Origin of the sequence: uncultured Psychrobacter sp. (assembly GCF_947500265.1) — a bacterium.
Classification (GTDB): Bacteria; Pseudomonadota; Gammaproteobacteria; order Pseudomonadales; family Moraxellaceae; genus Psychrobacter.
This window is the reverse complement of record NZ_CANMRN010000011.1, coordinates 1-16,205: the sequence shown is the minus strand read 5'-3', so window position 1 is coordinate 16,205 and position 16,205 is coordinate 1. Positions and strand designations below refer to the sequence as shown.

Below are 16,205 nucleotides of genomic sequence, written 5' to 3'. Positions count from 1 at the left end.
TAGACAAAAATTAAAAGTATTTATATTCGTTTATGTGAATATAATAGACGAACGGTATCAAAACACGGATAAACGGCATTGTCTCTCTGTATATATTCGGTGATACTAATATATACAGAGAGTGATAAAGATTATACAAAACAGAACGTCTTATTCCTTAAAGACTACTACAACTATTATTTGAACAAGGTCTCGTTATTATAAGCTTATAACCCGTTTTATTTTGTCACATCGTCTCTCTGACATAGATCTTATCTCTGATTTTTTAAATCTGACAAGTCTGTAAGGGAGTACGCATCATGAACCGCATCTATAAAGTCATCTGGAATGAAGCCTTAAGTTGTTTTACCGCCGTTGGTGAATACGCGAAGGGACGTGGCAAATCTTCCAAATCTAGCGTTAGCTCTAACGCTACCATCAATACAACGTCTAACCTGTCCGTTATCCGTACGATACGTCTGAGCACCATAGCGCTTGGGCTACTAGGTGCTGGCTTTGGCATGCAGGCAAATGCATTGGGTACTTACTTTGTTGGAGACGACCCAACACCTAGAATACATACCAATTCATTCCTTCATCAAACACTAACGGTGCAGGGTGGAGAGACAGTCTCGGGCGATCCCAATACCAAAAATATCAGCGTGACTGCTAGTAGGCGTGATAAAGCGCTAACGATAAAGCTCGATGAAAATGTCGACTTAGGGACTGATGGCAGTCTTAAGACGGGTGATACCTTAGTCGATAACTCTGGCATTAAGATTACAGCCACAAATCTAGCCAATAGTATCACTTTGAGCAATAGTGGCCTAAACAATGGTAATAACAAAATCACCAATGTATCCAATGGTGCTGTGATAGCAGGGAGTAAAGATGCAGTTAATGGCTCGCAGCTATATAGGCTAGTTAATATAGTCAAGGATAACAAAACTAAATATTATAGTGTTGACTCTGAAGCTATTGGCAATGCCAACAACGATGGCGCAACAGGTTATAACGCTATGGCCATGGGTGGCAATGCAAAGGCGACTGGCAGCCAAACCATCGCTATTGGTAGCTCTGAATTTGGACAACAGACGCTGGCAAGTGGTGAACAATCTATTGCTATTGGTGCCAATGTTGTCTCAAAAGGACACTCATCTATCGCTATTGGTGGTGATGATTTAGATGCTGCTGCAAATGTTGATGGTGTTAACGACTTATTCAATGCATATACTGGTAGTGATCTTATAGAGGATCCAAATAATCCATATGGGCATACTGAAGCAGGGGGCGCTGCATCCTTAGCAGTTGGTGTTAAAGCACGGTCCGAAGGTAATCTTTCTACTGCTGTCGGTGTCCGTTCAAGCTCAGTAGGTGCAGCATCTTCTGCTTTTGGTGTGGGGGCGTCAGCAAGTCGAGACGGTTCTGTAGCTTTAGGTGCAGGATCAACTACGCTTAGTGAAGCTACGGAGGAAAAGAACCTTATTATCGGCAACAAGATCTATAATTACGCTGGTGTAACAAGTGATAAAGGAGCACAAGTATCTGTTGGTTCAGTAGAACATGAGCGTCAGATCAAGCACGTTGCTGCTGGAGCAGTCAATACAGACAGTACTGATGCTATCAATGGTAGTCAGCTACACGCTACTAATCAATCTATTGAAGATTTATCAGAAAGCAAGATTACCTTTGCGAGTGATAGAGGAGCTCCCGTGGATCGTAAGCTTGGTGAGACACTTAATATCAAAGGTGGTGCAGAAGCCACTGCTGCTTTAACTACAGGCAACATTGGGGTAGAGTCTGATGCTAGTACTAATACCCTAACTGTAAAGTTAGCTGAAAACGTAGACCTTGGCACTAATGGAAGTGTCAAAATGGGAAGTAGTAGTAGCCTTCCTTATAGTTTAGGTCCTGTAACAACTGTTAATAGCCTAGGTGTCTTGACAGGTAATTGGTTAGGCAGTACAGCAGTTAATGGCTTAGGGGTATTTGTGAATGGCCCATTAGGTATTCCTAGTACTGTTCTAACCATGGATGGTTTAACAATTATCGATGGTCCAAGCGTAACTAGGTCTGGTGGTATAAATGCTGGAAACAAAAGAATTGTGAATGTTGATGATGGTATACAGGCTAAAGACGCTGTCAATGTCAGTCAGCTAGAAGGTGTTAAAGAAACAGCTAATAAAGGTTGGGATATTAGTACACAAGGTATCGCTACCACTGTAAGTACCGTAGAGCCTGGCGACTCAGTTGACTTTAATAGTAAAAACAGCAACATCATTGTCTCTAAAACAGCAGACAGTAATGATATCTCATTTGAGCTCAATAATCAGTTAGACCTCGGAGATGATGGCAGTATACAGATAGGCAATAGCATCATGAGTGATGCAGGCTTTACCTTCGTTGGAAATGGCGTGAATAGAATGGTTTCGCAGGTCTCATTGAGTAGCCGTGGTCTAGACAATGGAGGCAACACCATTCGCAACGTTGGGGAAGGTGTGCTAAATACGGATGCTGTCAATGTTGGGCAGTTAAAAGATGTCGCCATTGCCTTAGATCAAGGTTGGGGCATCACCGCTCAAGGTGATATCGCTACGATGGTAAAACAAGGAGATGCTGTCGACCTCAGTAGTAAAGACGGTAATATCAAGGTATCTAGGAAATCAGTGAGTGATGTGGCTGCTTTCGATAGTAGTCCATCACTACAAGCTGTAGCCATACCTACCAATGCTAATGACATTAGCTTTGATTTGAACCCAGATATTACTTTGAATAGCGTAACCACTGGTGGTACGGTTATGAATGATAATGGACTGACCATTGCAGGTGGCCCAAGCATCACGAAAAGTGGTATTGATGCCGCTAATACCAAAATTACCAACGTTCAAAATGGGGAAGTTTCGGCGACAAGTCAGGACGCTATAAATGGTGGTCAGCTTTATGCCCAAGGAACTGGTATCAGCAGTATTATCGGTGGTGACACTGTTTACAATGCCGAAGATGGTACTTTCATCAACAGTGACATTGGTGGAACGGGTGAAAGCAATATCGATGGTGCGATTGCTTCTATCAGACAAGGCACGATTGAAATTAGTGAAAATGTGCAAATTAACACAGAGAGCATTACCACTAATACAACCAATATCGCGACCAATACGACAAATATTGCTACGAATACCAGCAATATCACGACCAATACTACGAATATCGAAACCAACACGGACAAGCTAAATGCTGGACTCAATTTTGGTGCAGACAGTGGTGCCAATATCAACAAACCAATTGGCGATGGTAGTGTCCTAAGCTTCACTGGTGGCAATAACATCACCACCACAGCAGATGGTAGTAGTATTAAATTTGATCTAAACGGTAATATCAGCGTTGATAGTGTCACAGTTGGGACGACGGTTATCAATAGTGAGGGCATCAGTATGCAAGATGGGCCAAGTATGACGTCTCAAGGTCTATATGCTGGTAACCAACGCATGACCGGTGTCGCCGATGGGGTCGAAGCAACAGACGCCGTCAATTATAGTCAGCTTAGCGCGCTTGATAGTCGACTCAATAACAATATGAGCGATCTTGGCTACAAAATCGACGAAGTAGAAGACGATGCAAATGCAGGTATCTCAGCTGCAATGGCAATGTCAGCAATGCCTCAGGCTTATATCGCAGGTAAGTCACTGATTGGTGGCGGTGTCGGTACCTATAATGGAGAAAGTGCTGTAGCAATTGGTTTCTCTAAATTATCTAATGACGGTCGTTGGGTCATTAAGGTAAATGGTACAGCAGATACTCAAGGCAACGTAGGCGGTGCAGTTGGTGCAGGCTTCCATTTTGACTAACAAAGCTTCTCAATTGTAGTTATCGATAGACTATAAAAAAGCAAGACATTGGATGTCTTGCTTTTTTACGGTTTAAAGATAAACAATTAAGGTAATAAAGCTATCGATAAATCAAAATAAGCGCTTGTAAATTGTGTTTTACAAGCGCTTATTATTTCTAATTAAGGGCTTCTATATTCTGAACATTGCGCCATTCGGTTTCAGTCCAACATAGGCCATACCTGCTTGATTCATCCAGTGAGGTTGAATAATGCCATGCTGCAAAATCGCATGAATATCTCTATGCGCCCTTTCTATCTTATGCTTTTTATATAGGGAGGCTGTGCCTGCGACTGCGTAAATTTCAGATAGCATGTCACGAGCTTCTCTTGCGCCTTCACAAGACGCTGCCCACACATCGGCAAGCTGTATATCAGTAAAGGTGTTCTTCTGCTGAGATTCTTTCCATAATATATCTACACTGTGATGCAGTTGGGCGCGTTTCGATGCTAGTATTGTTTTACTCTTAGCAATGGTAGCTTGTACCGTTGCACGGTCGCGTAGATCTGGACTCTTACCAGGTGTTACTCTTTCAAGGCACATATCAACCAAGTCATCCATAGCGGCTTTTAATACGCCTAGCGCCATCGCCGCACAGCCAGCAGCATTGATACAACCGATAGGCAGACGACTGTAGGCAGTATCGACAGCCACAGGACTATCAAAGTCAACTGCATAAGCCTCTTTGACAAAAGCGTCTTTGACGACTATATCGTGGCTACCTGTGCCATTTAGGCCGCCCACGTCCCATGTATCAATGATTTTTACATCTTTTTTAGGAATAAAAAATAGCTTTAAATTTGCACCTGGGCCAAGGGTCGTAGGAGAGCCTTCGGAGATAACGAGACAACGGAGTACAAACCAGTCAGCCAATTGGCATCCAGAGACGAGTGTCCATTGTCCTGATACCATATAGCCATTATCTACTGTTTGGGCCACGCCTTCAGGACGTGCGGAATTGGCATAAATATGAGAGGGGTTACTGTATACCTCTTTCATACTGGACTCGTCCAAAAATCGACCGAATGTACAGGCCAAATGGTTGTTCCAAACAATCCAAGCAACGGAGGCTTCAGCACTGGCCAACGTCTCATAAGTTTTTAGCGTTTCTATTGGGTTTCCTGCCCATCCTCCTAACGATTTAGGCAGCCCCATTCTAAATAATGCAAATTCTGAAAGTTTATTGACCACTACGGGCGCAATTTTTCTAGCGCTTTCTGTTTCATCTCTGAACATGATTGCTGATGCATAAATCTTGTTTGCTGCATCCGATGGTAGGGTGGTTATCTTTGCTGAGGATATATCATTCATATTGTTCAACCTTATTGTGATGAATAAGACAGTACTTTTTTCTACAGCTGATAAAGTACAAATTTGAGCGATGACAAATGCTTATATAAAGAATAACCAACAGCCGCCCACCATACAACCGTTAATATGAATATATTAAAAATTATATTGTAAAAATTGAATAAATAGTAATCAATGAGGCAAAGTTAAGCGATAAAGCTAGAAATCAAGCTGTAGAAATAGGTAGGGGTAAAGAATAGCGAAGAATAAAGCTCGACCAAGTATTAAGTGTTAATTCTAAGTCACTTAATATTTGGCCGAGAAAATAAATATTTTATAAAGATAGGTATCCTATAAAAACTGTTTCAAATTAGGCATCACGTTTCGGTGCATCAGGCTGAACCATAGGGTCGGCATCTGCAAATGCTTTTAGTGTACGGCAATGAGTATCAATAGCGACGATATTGGGATAAGCGCTCAAATCTACTTTGAAGCGGCGAGCAGAAGAGACTTGCGGAATCAAATAACAATCCGCGAGAGTAGGACTGTTCCCATAGCAGAACTGTCCGCGATTGTTATCCGCCGCCAAACGTGTCTCTAAAGCGGCAAAACCTTCACTGATCCAGCGATTGCACCATGCAATCACCTCTTCCTCGTTTACTGACAGCTCATTACGCAGGTACTGCAAAATTCGGCGATTATTAATTGGGTGGATGTCGCAACCAATCATGGCGCTCAGCGCGCGTACTTGCATACGCCCAGCAGCATCGTTAGGTAATAGTGCGTGCTCAGGGTAGACCTCTTCTAACCACTCCAAGATAGCTGGACTTTGATATAATAATAAATCGTCAGCTTGTAGGACAGGCACTAATCCTTGCGGGTTAATCGCTTTAAAGGCAGATTCTAACTGTTCATCCTGTGCCAGGTTGATCGTGATATCATCGTAATCTAAGTCTTTTAAGTTCATAGCGATACGAGTACGGTAAGACGTGCTACTACGAAAGTAGCCATAAAGTGTCATCATGATTCATGTCCTTATGTAGATGTGTTTTTATAAAGATAAATATTATGAAGTAAGGTCTGTATCTCACTGGTATTTGATCGATCAAGTCATTATTGAACAAACCATTATTAAGCAAGCCATCATTAAAAAATAACCAAGCACACCAGAATCGAGCAAATCATGCCAGCAGACAAAACCCTTGTAGACAGTTCTATCACCAGTAAAAACCAAAGTGGGGTTCAGTCGCTTGAGATTGGGCTGTCGATACTCGATGTGCTGATCGACCGCAATGAGCCTATGATGCTAAAAGATATCGCTGAAGCCATGCAAATGCATCCAGCAAAATCCCATCGTTACTTGGTCAGTCTCATCCGCAAAAACTACGCGCGTAAGCTCGATGATGGTCGCTATGGGCTTGGCGATAGGGTCAATGCATTGGCATCACTAGGACATACTGGACTCAACCAAAACAATCTTTTGGCACGTCTCACGCAAGTGGCCAATGACATCAAAGACACCTTAAACTGCGGTGTGCAAATTGCCAAATGGTTTAGCGAAGGCCCGATTATTATTCAGTCCGTTGAGCCAGACAGTCCGATTAGTATCATCACTCGCATTGGCTCGCGTATGCCGCTGACGACATCGGCCACAGGGCAGTTATTTGCCAGTTATCAACCTGATGCCGTCATTCAACCATTGGTCACAGCTGAGTGGCATACGAGTAATACCGCCACAGATATGGCCGAGAAGAGGCAGCACTTTACCCAGCTACAGGCCAAAATTCGTACTCAAGGCTATGCGACAGTGACGGGCGATATGCTTATGGGGATTAACGCCATTACGATTCCTGTTATATTGCCACAGCTTGCCAATAGTGCTACTAAACCATCCACGAGTAGTGACAAAACTGATAGTGAAGATTTACCGCTAGAATATGCTATAACTATCATTGGAACAACAGAGCAATTGCCGATGAGCGAGCAACATAACGTGGTTAAGCAAATACTGGCGATAGCACAGCGTTATCAAATTGCCTAGCCAGTATGTGGTGCTATAAGCTAGGGCGTGCCTTCAATTCACGCCATAGTCATCTGATATGTATCCTTTAGACCATACAGGCGCTACTGGCCGCTTTTGCTTTTTCGTATACGTTGTCAGCGTCTAGGCCAGTTGCATTTACTTCATCAAGGTAATGCTGAGAACCTTCCATTAATGGGCCTCTCCAATCTGGATCATTAAGTGGATCAGGAATATCAATCATAATATCGCCTTTTGCTTTGGCGGCGGCCATCGCTTTGGCATTGCTGACGTCAAATACTTTAGAGATATGTGCTGCCAGCTCTGCGCCAGAATTGTCATCAATCACTTTTTTGAGGTCATCAGGCAAGCTGTTATATTTCTCTTTGTTCATACTGACCACAAACGTAGAATTATAAAAAGGAATGTTGGTGTGTGTATTGATTAACTCATCAAGGCGAAACGCTTGAATAGGTTGCCAAGTAAAACTGAGTCCATCAATGACACCGCGCTGCAGAGAGGTATAAGTATCACTGGCAGGCATGCCGACAGGTGCAGCACCAGTGGCTTCGATAATATGGCTCGCAACCGCAGAAGGTTGGCGAATACGTAGACCTTTCATATCAGCTGGTGTACGAATCGGTTTATCAACCGTATGAAGTGCACCTTGTCCAGTGCCTATCAGCGCTAGCAAGTGAGTGTCTTCGTACTCGTCTTTAATGACACCCTCGTCATATAGTTTATGAAGTATACAGCTCTGCTGCTGTGCAGTATTTGTGATGCCTGGCAACTCTACGATTTGAGTCAAAGGGAATCGTCCTGCTGTATATCCTTGCGCTTGCATACCAATATCTACACTGCCTTTCGCCGTAGCATCATAGGTAGCACCTGGTTTGCTGAGCGTCGCAGAAGGGTATATCTCAACCTTTAAGCGGCCTTTTGAATCGGCTTCAATTTTTTTTGCCCAAGGTTCCAATGCTTCGGTGTTTATATTGTCAGTGGCAGTCATAAAATGCGAGAATCGCAACGTCGTCACCTCACCTGTATCTGTAGAGGCGCCTGCTGCTTGGTCGTTATTGGAGCAACCAGTCATCGCAAGCGAGGCAGCCAAGAGTATTCCTAAGGGGGTTCTTACTTTCATCATAGAATCCTTTCATGATGGTTAGATATGGTTCGCTACCTTTCATTATGTAGGCCGTGTCGCTAATCATCATTTTTATACTTAAAGCGATGATTAACTGATCATGTAAAAAAGTAGCAAACAGGATGACAGGAGAGTTACTCGCCGACAGGAGCAACCTCGCGTGCTTCAGCCAGCTCATCACTATGCAAAAACTGCGTGTGTGCAGGAGCACGCTTGGTACGAGACCACTCATCTAGCATGTCTTGCTTGATGGCATCTGTAATCATCGATACTTTGTCTTCTGAAGTTGGATCGTCATAGGTCAGCTCGAGGCGATGACCATTGGGATCAAAGAAGTAAATCGAGTGGAATATACCGTGATTGGTCACGCCAATAACATCAATGCCTGCATTTTCTAAATGTTCCTTGGCAACGATTAGCGTATCACGGTCCTTAACCTTTAGCGCTAAGTGCTGCACCCAACTTGGAGTATTAGGATCAAAGCCCATCTCAGGTTGGTTGGGTACTTCAAAAAACGCTAAGACATTGCCATTACCAGCGTCCAAAAAGACGTGCATATAGGGGTCAAAGGCTTTGGTCGAAGGCACATGGTCTTCTGCGAATGCCAAGATAAAATCCATGTTTAGATTTTTCTTATACCATTCGACGGTTTCTTTTGCATCTTTGCAGCGGTAAGCTACATGATGGATTTTCTCAATTTGAAAGCTCATATCAAACTCCTTTTGATAAGGCGCGTCACTCATTTGGCTTTATTCACATAACGATGAGTAGGTGAATGCGTTTGTCTTCCTATCCGCCTGCATGAGAATTTTTACACCTATTTTGCTATTTCTCTATCTATGTTATTTCTTAAATACTATTTATCAGTCGCTACTTTCCAAATGCTACTTGTCAAAATCAAAGCTAAGCGCTGGTAGTACTTTGCCGCGTACTTCACCAAAGCCAACACGGATGCCGTCTTTTTCGCTATAGCCTTTTATAATGACCGTGTCACCATCTTCGATAAAGCTGCGCGTCTCGCCGCCTTTTAACGTGACTGGTTTGGTAGCGTTCCAAGCAATCTCTAGCATTGAACCATAAGAGTCAGGCGTTGGCCCTGAAATCGTACCTGAGCCCATCATGTCACCAACTTCGACTTTGCAGCCAGTGATAGTGTGGTGAGTGAGCTGCTGTGCCATTGACCAGTACATGTATTTGAAGTTGGTCTCGCAAATGATGGTCGCTGTTTCCGCATTTTCAGGCAGCAACTCAACTGATAGATTGATATCAAAGCTGTTATCGCTCGCTTTTTCATTTAAATAAGCGAGTGGCTTGGGTTCTTGTGTTGGACAAGCTGTTTTGAACGGAGCCAACGCATCCATGGTGACAATCCAAGGAGACACCTCGGAGGCAAAGGTCTTGGCATTAAATGGACCTAATGGCACGTATTCCCATTTTTGGATATCTCGGGCTGACCAGTCATTGAGCAACACCATGCCAAAGATATGATCAGCGGCATCATCTACGGCGATTGGCTGACCGATATGATTACCTTTACCAACGACAAAGGCGGTCTCTAGCTCAAAATCCAAGCGCTTACAGGCAGAAAAAATAGGACGCTCATCAGGGCTAGGCTTTAGCTGACCAGATGGACGCACGATATCAGTTCCACTGACGATGACGGTGCTGGCGCGTCCGTTATAACCAACTGGCATTTCGGTCCAGTTAGGCAATAGGGCGTTGTTTGGATCGCGGAACATGGTGCCGACGTTGGTCGCATGCTCTTTCGATGAATAAAAATCTGTAAAGCCCGGTACTTGCACTGGTAGGTGCATGGTGACGTCTGCTTGCTTGAACAGCGCCTTTTTTTGCAAGCCTGCATTGTCACGTAAGGTGTCATTGTCATTAGACAGCAATGTTTGAATAGTCGAGCGTGCCTGCGTCCAATTGTCTCGACCAGAATCAATAAAAGCATTTAGAGTGGATTGGTCAAAATAAGGGCCACCGTCCAAACTTAACAAGCCTTCTGTCTCTAATACAGACAGGTCGAGCACATGCTCACCGATGGCAACGCCTGCACGGCGCTTGTTATCACTAGCAGCGTCTTTAGTTTCGCTAAAGATGCCATAAGGGAGATTGTGAATAGAAAAGTCAGAGTCAGTAGCGATATCGATAAAAGAGGTGAGGGTGCTGTCAGTCGTTGACATGATTTGCTCCTTGCTAATATACATTATGAATTACGTTATAATTAATCACTTACGTATAATGTAATTTATTGATATATGGATTGCAAGTTTTTTGTGCAATGTCTTTTGTGAAAAGGCTGCTTTGAAAAGTGGTTGTCAGTGTTTTAGCTAAACGGTTCTGACTAGATGATTTTAATAAAATAATTTTGATTAAATGCTAGGCACAAAAAAAGGCCGAGCAATCGCTCAGCCTTTCTTATCTATGTTTATTTTTTATAAAGTTACATATTGAGTAACATGGCTTACGTGGGCTAATCAGTCTTTTAGGACGTCTGCCATGGCATTGGCCACATAGTCGATGTTGCTGGTATTTAGTCCAGCCACACACATACGTGAGTTAGAAACCATATAGATACCAAACTCAGTTTGTAAACGCTCGACTTGCTCAGGCGTGAGACCAGTAAAGCTAAACATACCGTTTTGACGAGTGATGTAGTCAAAGTTACGGTTAGGGATTTTAGCTTCTAATACCGATTTTAGCTTTAGGCGCATGGCTTTGATACGGTCGCGCATCGCATAAACTTCGCCAACCCACTGCTCATGTAGTGCTTCATCATTCATGACGATATCGACCACGCGTCCACCATGTGATGGCGGGCTTGAGTAAATACGGCGTACGGTTGCGTTTAGCTGACCGAATACGCGATCGGTTTCGTCTACGGTTGGGCAGACGACTGATAGGCCGCCGACGCGCTCGCCGTATAGCGATAAGTTTTTAGAGAATGAGTTGCTAACAAACAAGGGCAAGCCCATCTCAATTGCTTTACGAATAGCGTAAGCGTCGCTGTCCATGTCTTCGCCAAACCCTTGATAAGCGATGTCCATGAATGGAATCAGCTCACGCGCCTTTACGACGTTGAGTACGGTATCCCATTGCGCTTGGGTCAAATCCATACCGGTTGGGTTATGGCAGCATGGGTGTAGCAAAATAACGTCATTTTTGTTTAATGTCTCAAAAAACGCAATCATTTCATCAAATTTGATGCTGCTGTTGGCTTTGTCGTAGTACGGGTATTTACCGACTTCTACATCAGAGCCTTCAAAGATAGCAATATGGTTGCCCCATGTCGGATCACTCACATAGCACTTAGCTTGTGGGAACCAGTCATGAATAAATTCAGCACCAACTTTCAACGCGCCAGAACCACCGATTGTAGCGATAGTAGCGACCAAGCCGTCTTTTAAAATCTGAGCGTCTTTACCGAACAGTAATTCCTGACAGCCTTTACGGTGGCCTGGAAGACCTGCCATTGGTAGGTATGGACGCGGTGCGATAGGATCAGCAATACGCTCTTCGGCTGTTTTTACACAGTCGAGTACAGGCAGTACGCCATTCTCATCATAATAAATACCAATACCTAAATTGACCTTGTTAGGATTGCTATCTGCTGAGTATTTTTCCATAAGACCTAAGATTGGATCACCAGCGTAATAATCGATACGTTCAAACATGCCATTTCCTTATAAAAATATAAATCGAGCAGCCGAAAATCATAGAGCAAATCGCGGCTGAACTCAACACGAGAGTGGGTTATATACGGCAATTAATAAAATAAATAGCCAAATAGATTGTTTATCCATCTATCAAGCGCATTTGACATGCTATACGTCATTCGCTAGACGATGATTCAGAATGATGTAGGTCGTTATAATGGGTCGCAAAATAGGTTTGCAAAAACTGCTTAAAAGCAATTGTCGCCGGAGAGAGCGCCCGCGAGGCACGCTGATAGATAAAGAATTGCCGCATTTTGACTGGTTGAGTGAGTGGTCGCATCAGCAGACCATTGGCGCTGACCCAATCAATAACTTCAGGCATATAAGGCAGACACAGCGTGATACCAAAGCCTTGGCGTGTCATCTCAAGCGCGGTGGACATAAAGTTCACCTTGTATCGAGCTTGTTGAACGTGAGCGGAGATAGAGTCGTCGAGCTCTGCGGTTACTTGATCTAGGAACGGACCTTGTAAGGTAATTAGTGGCGTTTCTAATAAATCTTGCCAAGTAATTTCATCTCTTTGTGCCAACGCATGGCTGTCTGGCATAACCACGCAAAAAGGTAGCTGATATAACAAGTCAGCCCCGATGTCATCTTCAGTTTCTATAAAACCAAGCTCGGTGCCAACGCCTAAATCGACTTCGATATCTTGGATATGCTTAAGCAAATTCTCGGCTGAACAGTCCAATAGTGAGACGCCGATATTTGGATATTCTTTGGCAAATTGAGCGATGACTGCGGGTAGGGAAGATGCTGCAAACTGTGACACCGCCAAGCGTACCTGACCTTGGGCCAAGCTGGTCAAGCTACTCGCTTCATTTTCAAACAGCTGCATCTCATTCAAGATACGCCGCGCTTGTGGTAGTAGATGCCGTCCTACTGCTGACAGAGACAACTGGCGAGTGGTGCGATCAAACAGCACGATACCGAGGCCAGTCTCTAATTCCTTAATCAATCCACTAACAGCAGACTGAGTCAAATACATCTGTTCGCTGGCACGAGTAAAGCTGCCGTTGTCAGCGACTTTGATAAATGCGGTCAATTGGCGAATGCTGATATTCATAAGTAAACCTGATAAATAAATCATAAAAAACAATTAGTCTTATAAATAAAGCTAATCTAATATAAATACAACGTCAACAATAAAGATTGATTATTAATCGTTTTATAGATTTTCGCTAATAACCGATTTTTTACCACCAATTGAAATTAAGGATAATTACAATGGCAGATTTATTTGACAACCCAATGGGACTAAATGGATTTGATTTTGTCGAGTTTGCTTCTCCGCAGCCTGATGCAGTCGACGCATTGTTTAAGCAGCTTGGTTTTGCCCATGTCGCCAATCATCGCTCGAAAGACGTTGCTCTATATCGCCAAGGTGATATCAACCTTATCCTAAATCGCGAGCCGAAAAGCCAAGCCAGTTACTTCGTTGAAGAGCATGGCGCTGGTGCTTGTAGCATGGGCTTTCGGGTAAAAGATGCCAAAAAAGCGTATGAGCGTGCGGTTGAAATGGGTGCGCAGCCAGTAGATGTGCCAACTGGGGTGATGGAGCTTAGATTGCCAGCTATCAAAGGCATCGGCGGCTCACTAATCTATTTGATTGACCGCTATAAAGACGGCGAATCTATCTATGATGTCGACTTTGAGTTCTTTGCAGATATCGACAGAAACCCTGTCGGCTATGGCTTCAAAGTCATCGACCATCTAACGCACAACGTCTATCGTGGACGCATGGCGTACTGGGCAAAATTCTATGAGCGTATCTTTAATTTCCGCGAGATTCGCTACTTTGATATCAAAGGTGAGTACACGGGACTAACTAGCAAAGCCATGACCGCACCTGATGGAAAAATCCGTATTCCACTGAATGAAGAAGCCAAGCAGGGCGGTGGTCAAATCGAAGAGTACCTAATGCATTTCAATGGCGAAGGTATTCAGCACATTGCGCTAGCCAGTGATGACTTGTTTGCCAGTATCGATAAGCTAAAAGCGGCTGGTATTCCACTTATGACTGCACCAAATGCTGCTTACTATGAAATGCTGAGCGAGCGTTTGCCAAACCATGGTGAAAATGTCGCTGACTTGCAAACGCGCGGTATCTTGTTAGACGGTACGACAGAAGGCGGTGCACCGCGTCTGCTGCTACAGATTTTCTCTGAGACCATCTTGGGTAGCCCAGTGTTCTTTGAGTTTATTCAGCGTAAAGGCGATTATGCAGATGGCTTTGGTGAAGGTAACTTTAAAGCGTTGTTTGAGTCGATAGAGCGTGACCAAGTACGTCGCGGCACAGTCGGTCAGCCAGAGACTGAAACGCTATAATATTATCTAACGCTTAGACCACATTTAATCAATGGACAAGACAAAAGGAGTTTGTGTTGTCCTTAATAGGAGTATTACCTACAAGCACGACAGCAAAGGTAATGCTCTCATTGCGATAAAAGGAATACAGGCATGGAACGCCTATCACAGATAGATTCTCTTAATACTGCCATCGGTACCAATAGCGTTGCGACTAATAAGCAAAGCAACGATGCGTCCAGTTATTCTAACGCGACAAATAAAAAACAGCCGTACATCTCACACCAGCCAGATAGTAATGGTCATATTCACTATAGTGATAATGAGCATGCGATGTGGCAAGCGCTGCTGGCACGTCAAGCGGAACAAACGCCCAATCGTGCGTGTACTGCATATCTAGAGGGTTTGACTAAGTTAAATTTACCGACGACGCATATCCCGCAGTTGCATGATATCGATGAGGTATTGCAAGCGACCACAGGTTGGCAGACCGCCGCTGTGCCGGCATTAATTAGCTTTGGTAAATTCTTTAAATTACTGGCCAATAAGTCCTTTCCTGTGGCGACGTTTATTCGTCGATTCGATGATATGGACTATATTGAAGAGCCTGATATTTTTCATGAAATCGTTGGGCATTGTCCGCTATTGACTCATCCTGCGTTTGCAGCCTTTAATGAGACGTATGGTAAGCTTGGTCTTAGCGCAACAAAAGATGAGCGTTGGTTTTTAGCAAGGCTGTATTGGTTCACTATTGAGTTTGGGTTGGTTGGCAGTCGCGTAGAAAATCGTAGAATTTACGGCGGCGGTATATTGAGCTCACCTTCTGAAACAGTCTACGCACTTAATCGGATGCCGCAAGAGCTCTCAGTCGCTCAAAACAAGCCGCAATCTCAACCTCAGTCTCAACCTGAGCACCGAGCGTTTGATTTGCTCGATGTGTTGCGGACGCCTTATCGTATTGATCAGATACAGCCGATCTACTATGTCATTGATGAATTAGATACCTTATTTGATATCGTCAATAGTGACATTATGGGAGCGGTCAAAAAGGCAATGTCGCTTGGACTATTTGAGCCGACCTATCCAGAAAAAACCCGTTAAAAACGTTAATTCAAAATTAAACATGAAAACTATCGCTTCAGTACGAAGTATTGAGATAGCAATACAGCTATATCAACATCAATGTACAAGTATTAGAAAATAGCTATCAAAACAACCATTAAAAACAGCCATTATAAAAGGATTTTATTATGACAGCATTATCACAAAACAGCTGCGAAGCCTGCCGCATTGGCGCACCGAAAGTTGATGAAGCCGAAGCACGAGAACTATTACCGCAAATTCCTGATTGGTCATTGATCGAAGTAGATGGTATTCAGCAATTGCAGCGTCAGTATAAATTCAAAAACTTCGTCTCAGCAATGGCATTTGCCAATCAACTGGCAGAAATCGCCGAAGCAGAAGGTCATCATCCGGGTATATTGGTAGAGTGGGGTAAGGCTACGGTCACTTGGTGGTCACATAGTATCAAGGGTTTGCATCGCAATGATTTCGTCATGGCAGCTAAGACCGATGACTTACTGGGTAAGTAATAAGTTGCTTCACTAGCAAATCACTTCAATCATACTTCTACCATTAAAATTAAAATCAAACCCAATTTAGTGCCAGTATTTACTGGCATTTTAAGGATGTGTCATGCCACCAAAACCGCTTACATTAATCAGTGCCAAGCTCGCCTTTATCATATCCGCCATTGTCATCGGTATCATGGGCATCACCATGATTGGTTTTGGCTGGGTGCCGCATTTGTCTCTTATATTGGCCATCTGTGTACTAATGGCTATCGGTATGTACAAAGGACTCAG

Annotated in this window: 12 protein-coding genes; 5 read left to right on the top strand and 7 right to left on the bottom strand. The window is 43.6% G+C overall.

Going from position 1 to position 16,205, the window contains the following annotated elements; all coding sequences use genetic code 11:
* The first annotated feature begins 299 nt into the window (after positions 1-299).
* Positions 300-3,824, top strand: a complete 3,525-nt coding sequence (locus tag Q0788_RS12870) for a YadA-like family protein (RefSeq protein WP_298811316.1) — start codon at positions 300-302, stop codon at positions 3,822-3,824.
* Positions 3,825-3,995: 171 nt separating this feature from the next.
* Here the strand turns inward: Q0788_RS12870 and Q0788_RS12865 are convergent, their stop codons facing one another.
* Together Q0788_RS12865 and maiA are read right to left on the bottom strand one after the other, a co-directional pair.
* The gene (locus Q0788_RS12865; RefSeq protein WP_298811314.1) at positions 3,996-5,174 is read right to left on the bottom strand and encodes a hypothetical protein; all 1,179 of its coding nucleotides are present in this window, start codon (positions 5,172-5,174) and stop codon (positions 3,996-3,998) included.
* Positions 5,175-5,523: 349 nt separating this feature from the next.
* Positions 5,524-6,174: a maleylacetoacetate isomerase gene (gene maiA / locus Q0788_RS12860; protein WP_298811425.1), complete on the bottom strand. Its 651-nt coding sequence runs from the start codon at positions 6,172-6,174 to the stop codon at positions 5,524-5,526.
* Between the two features lie 162 nt (positions 6,175-6,336).
* Between maiA and Q0788_RS12855 the strand changes: the two genes are divergently transcribed.
* Positions 6,337-7,194, top strand: a complete 858-nt coding sequence (locus tag Q0788_RS12855) for an IclR family transcriptional regulator (RefSeq protein ID WP_298811312.1) — start codon at positions 6,337-6,339, stop codon at positions 7,192-7,194.
* 67 nt (positions 7,195-7,261) lie between these two features.
* Here Q0788_RS12855 and Q0788_RS12850 read toward each other — a convergent pair whose 3' ends face one another.
* The 5 genes from Q0788_RS12850 to Q0788_RS12830 form a co-directional block, all read right to left on the bottom strand.
* On the bottom strand, positions 7,262-8,314 hold the full coding sequence (locus Q0788_RS12850; protein ID WP_298811310.1) for a TRAP transporter substrate-binding protein: 1,053 nt from the start codon (positions 8,312-8,314) through the stop codon (positions 7,262-7,264).
* A gap of 137 nt (positions 8,315-8,451) precedes the next feature.
* A complete protein-coding gene (locus Q0788_RS12845; protein WP_298811308.1) occupies positions 8,452-9,027 on the bottom strand; it encodes a VOC family protein in 576 nt (191 codons plus the stop codon).
* Positions 9,028-9,201: 174 nt separating this feature from the next.
* Positions 9,202-10,503, bottom strand: coding sequence for a fumarylacetoacetase (gene fahA / locus Q0788_RS12840; RefSeq protein WP_298811305.1), 1,302 nt, complete (start codon positions 10,501-10,503; stop codon positions 9,202-9,204).
* 294 nt (positions 10,504-10,797) lie between these two features.
* On the bottom strand, positions 10,798-11,994 hold the full coding sequence (locus Q0788_RS12835) for an amino acid aminotransferase (protein ID WP_298811302.1): 1,197 nt from the start codon (positions 11,992-11,994) through the stop codon (positions 10,798-10,800).
* 157 nt (positions 11,995-12,151) lie between these two features.
* Positions 12,152-13,099 carry a LysR family transcriptional regulator gene (locus Q0788_RS12830; protein WP_298811300.1) on the bottom strand — a complete coding sequence of 316 codons (948 nt, stop codon included), beginning with the start codon at positions 13,097-13,099 and terminating at the stop codon, positions 12,152-12,154.
* Between the two features lie 161 nt (positions 13,100-13,260).
* On the opposite strand from Q0788_RS12830, the gene hppD reads away from it, so the two are divergent.
* The 3 genes from hppD (at position 13,261) to Q0788_RS12815 (ending at position 15,932) form a co-directional block, all read left to right on the top strand.
* Complete coding sequence (gene hppD, locus Q0788_RS12825) at positions 13,261-14,361, top strand: 4-hydroxyphenylpyruvate dioxygenase (protein WP_057759888.1); 1,101 nt, start codon at positions 13,261-13,263, stop codon at positions 14,359-14,361.
* Positions 14,362-14,493: 132 nt separating this feature from the next.
* Positions 14,494-15,441: a phenylalanine 4-monooxygenase gene (phhA, locus tag Q0788_RS12820; RefSeq protein WP_298811297.1), complete on the top strand. Its 948-nt coding sequence runs from the start codon at positions 14,494-14,496 to the stop codon at positions 15,439-15,441.
* Positions 15,442-15,590: 149 nt separating this feature from the next.
* Positions 15,591-15,932: a 4a-hydroxytetrahydrobiopterin dehydratase gene (locus tag Q0788_RS12815; protein WP_298811295.1), complete on the top strand. Its 342-nt coding sequence runs from the start codon at positions 15,591-15,593 to the stop codon at positions 15,930-15,932.
* The last annotated feature ends 273 nt before the right edge of the window (positions 15,933-16,205 follow it).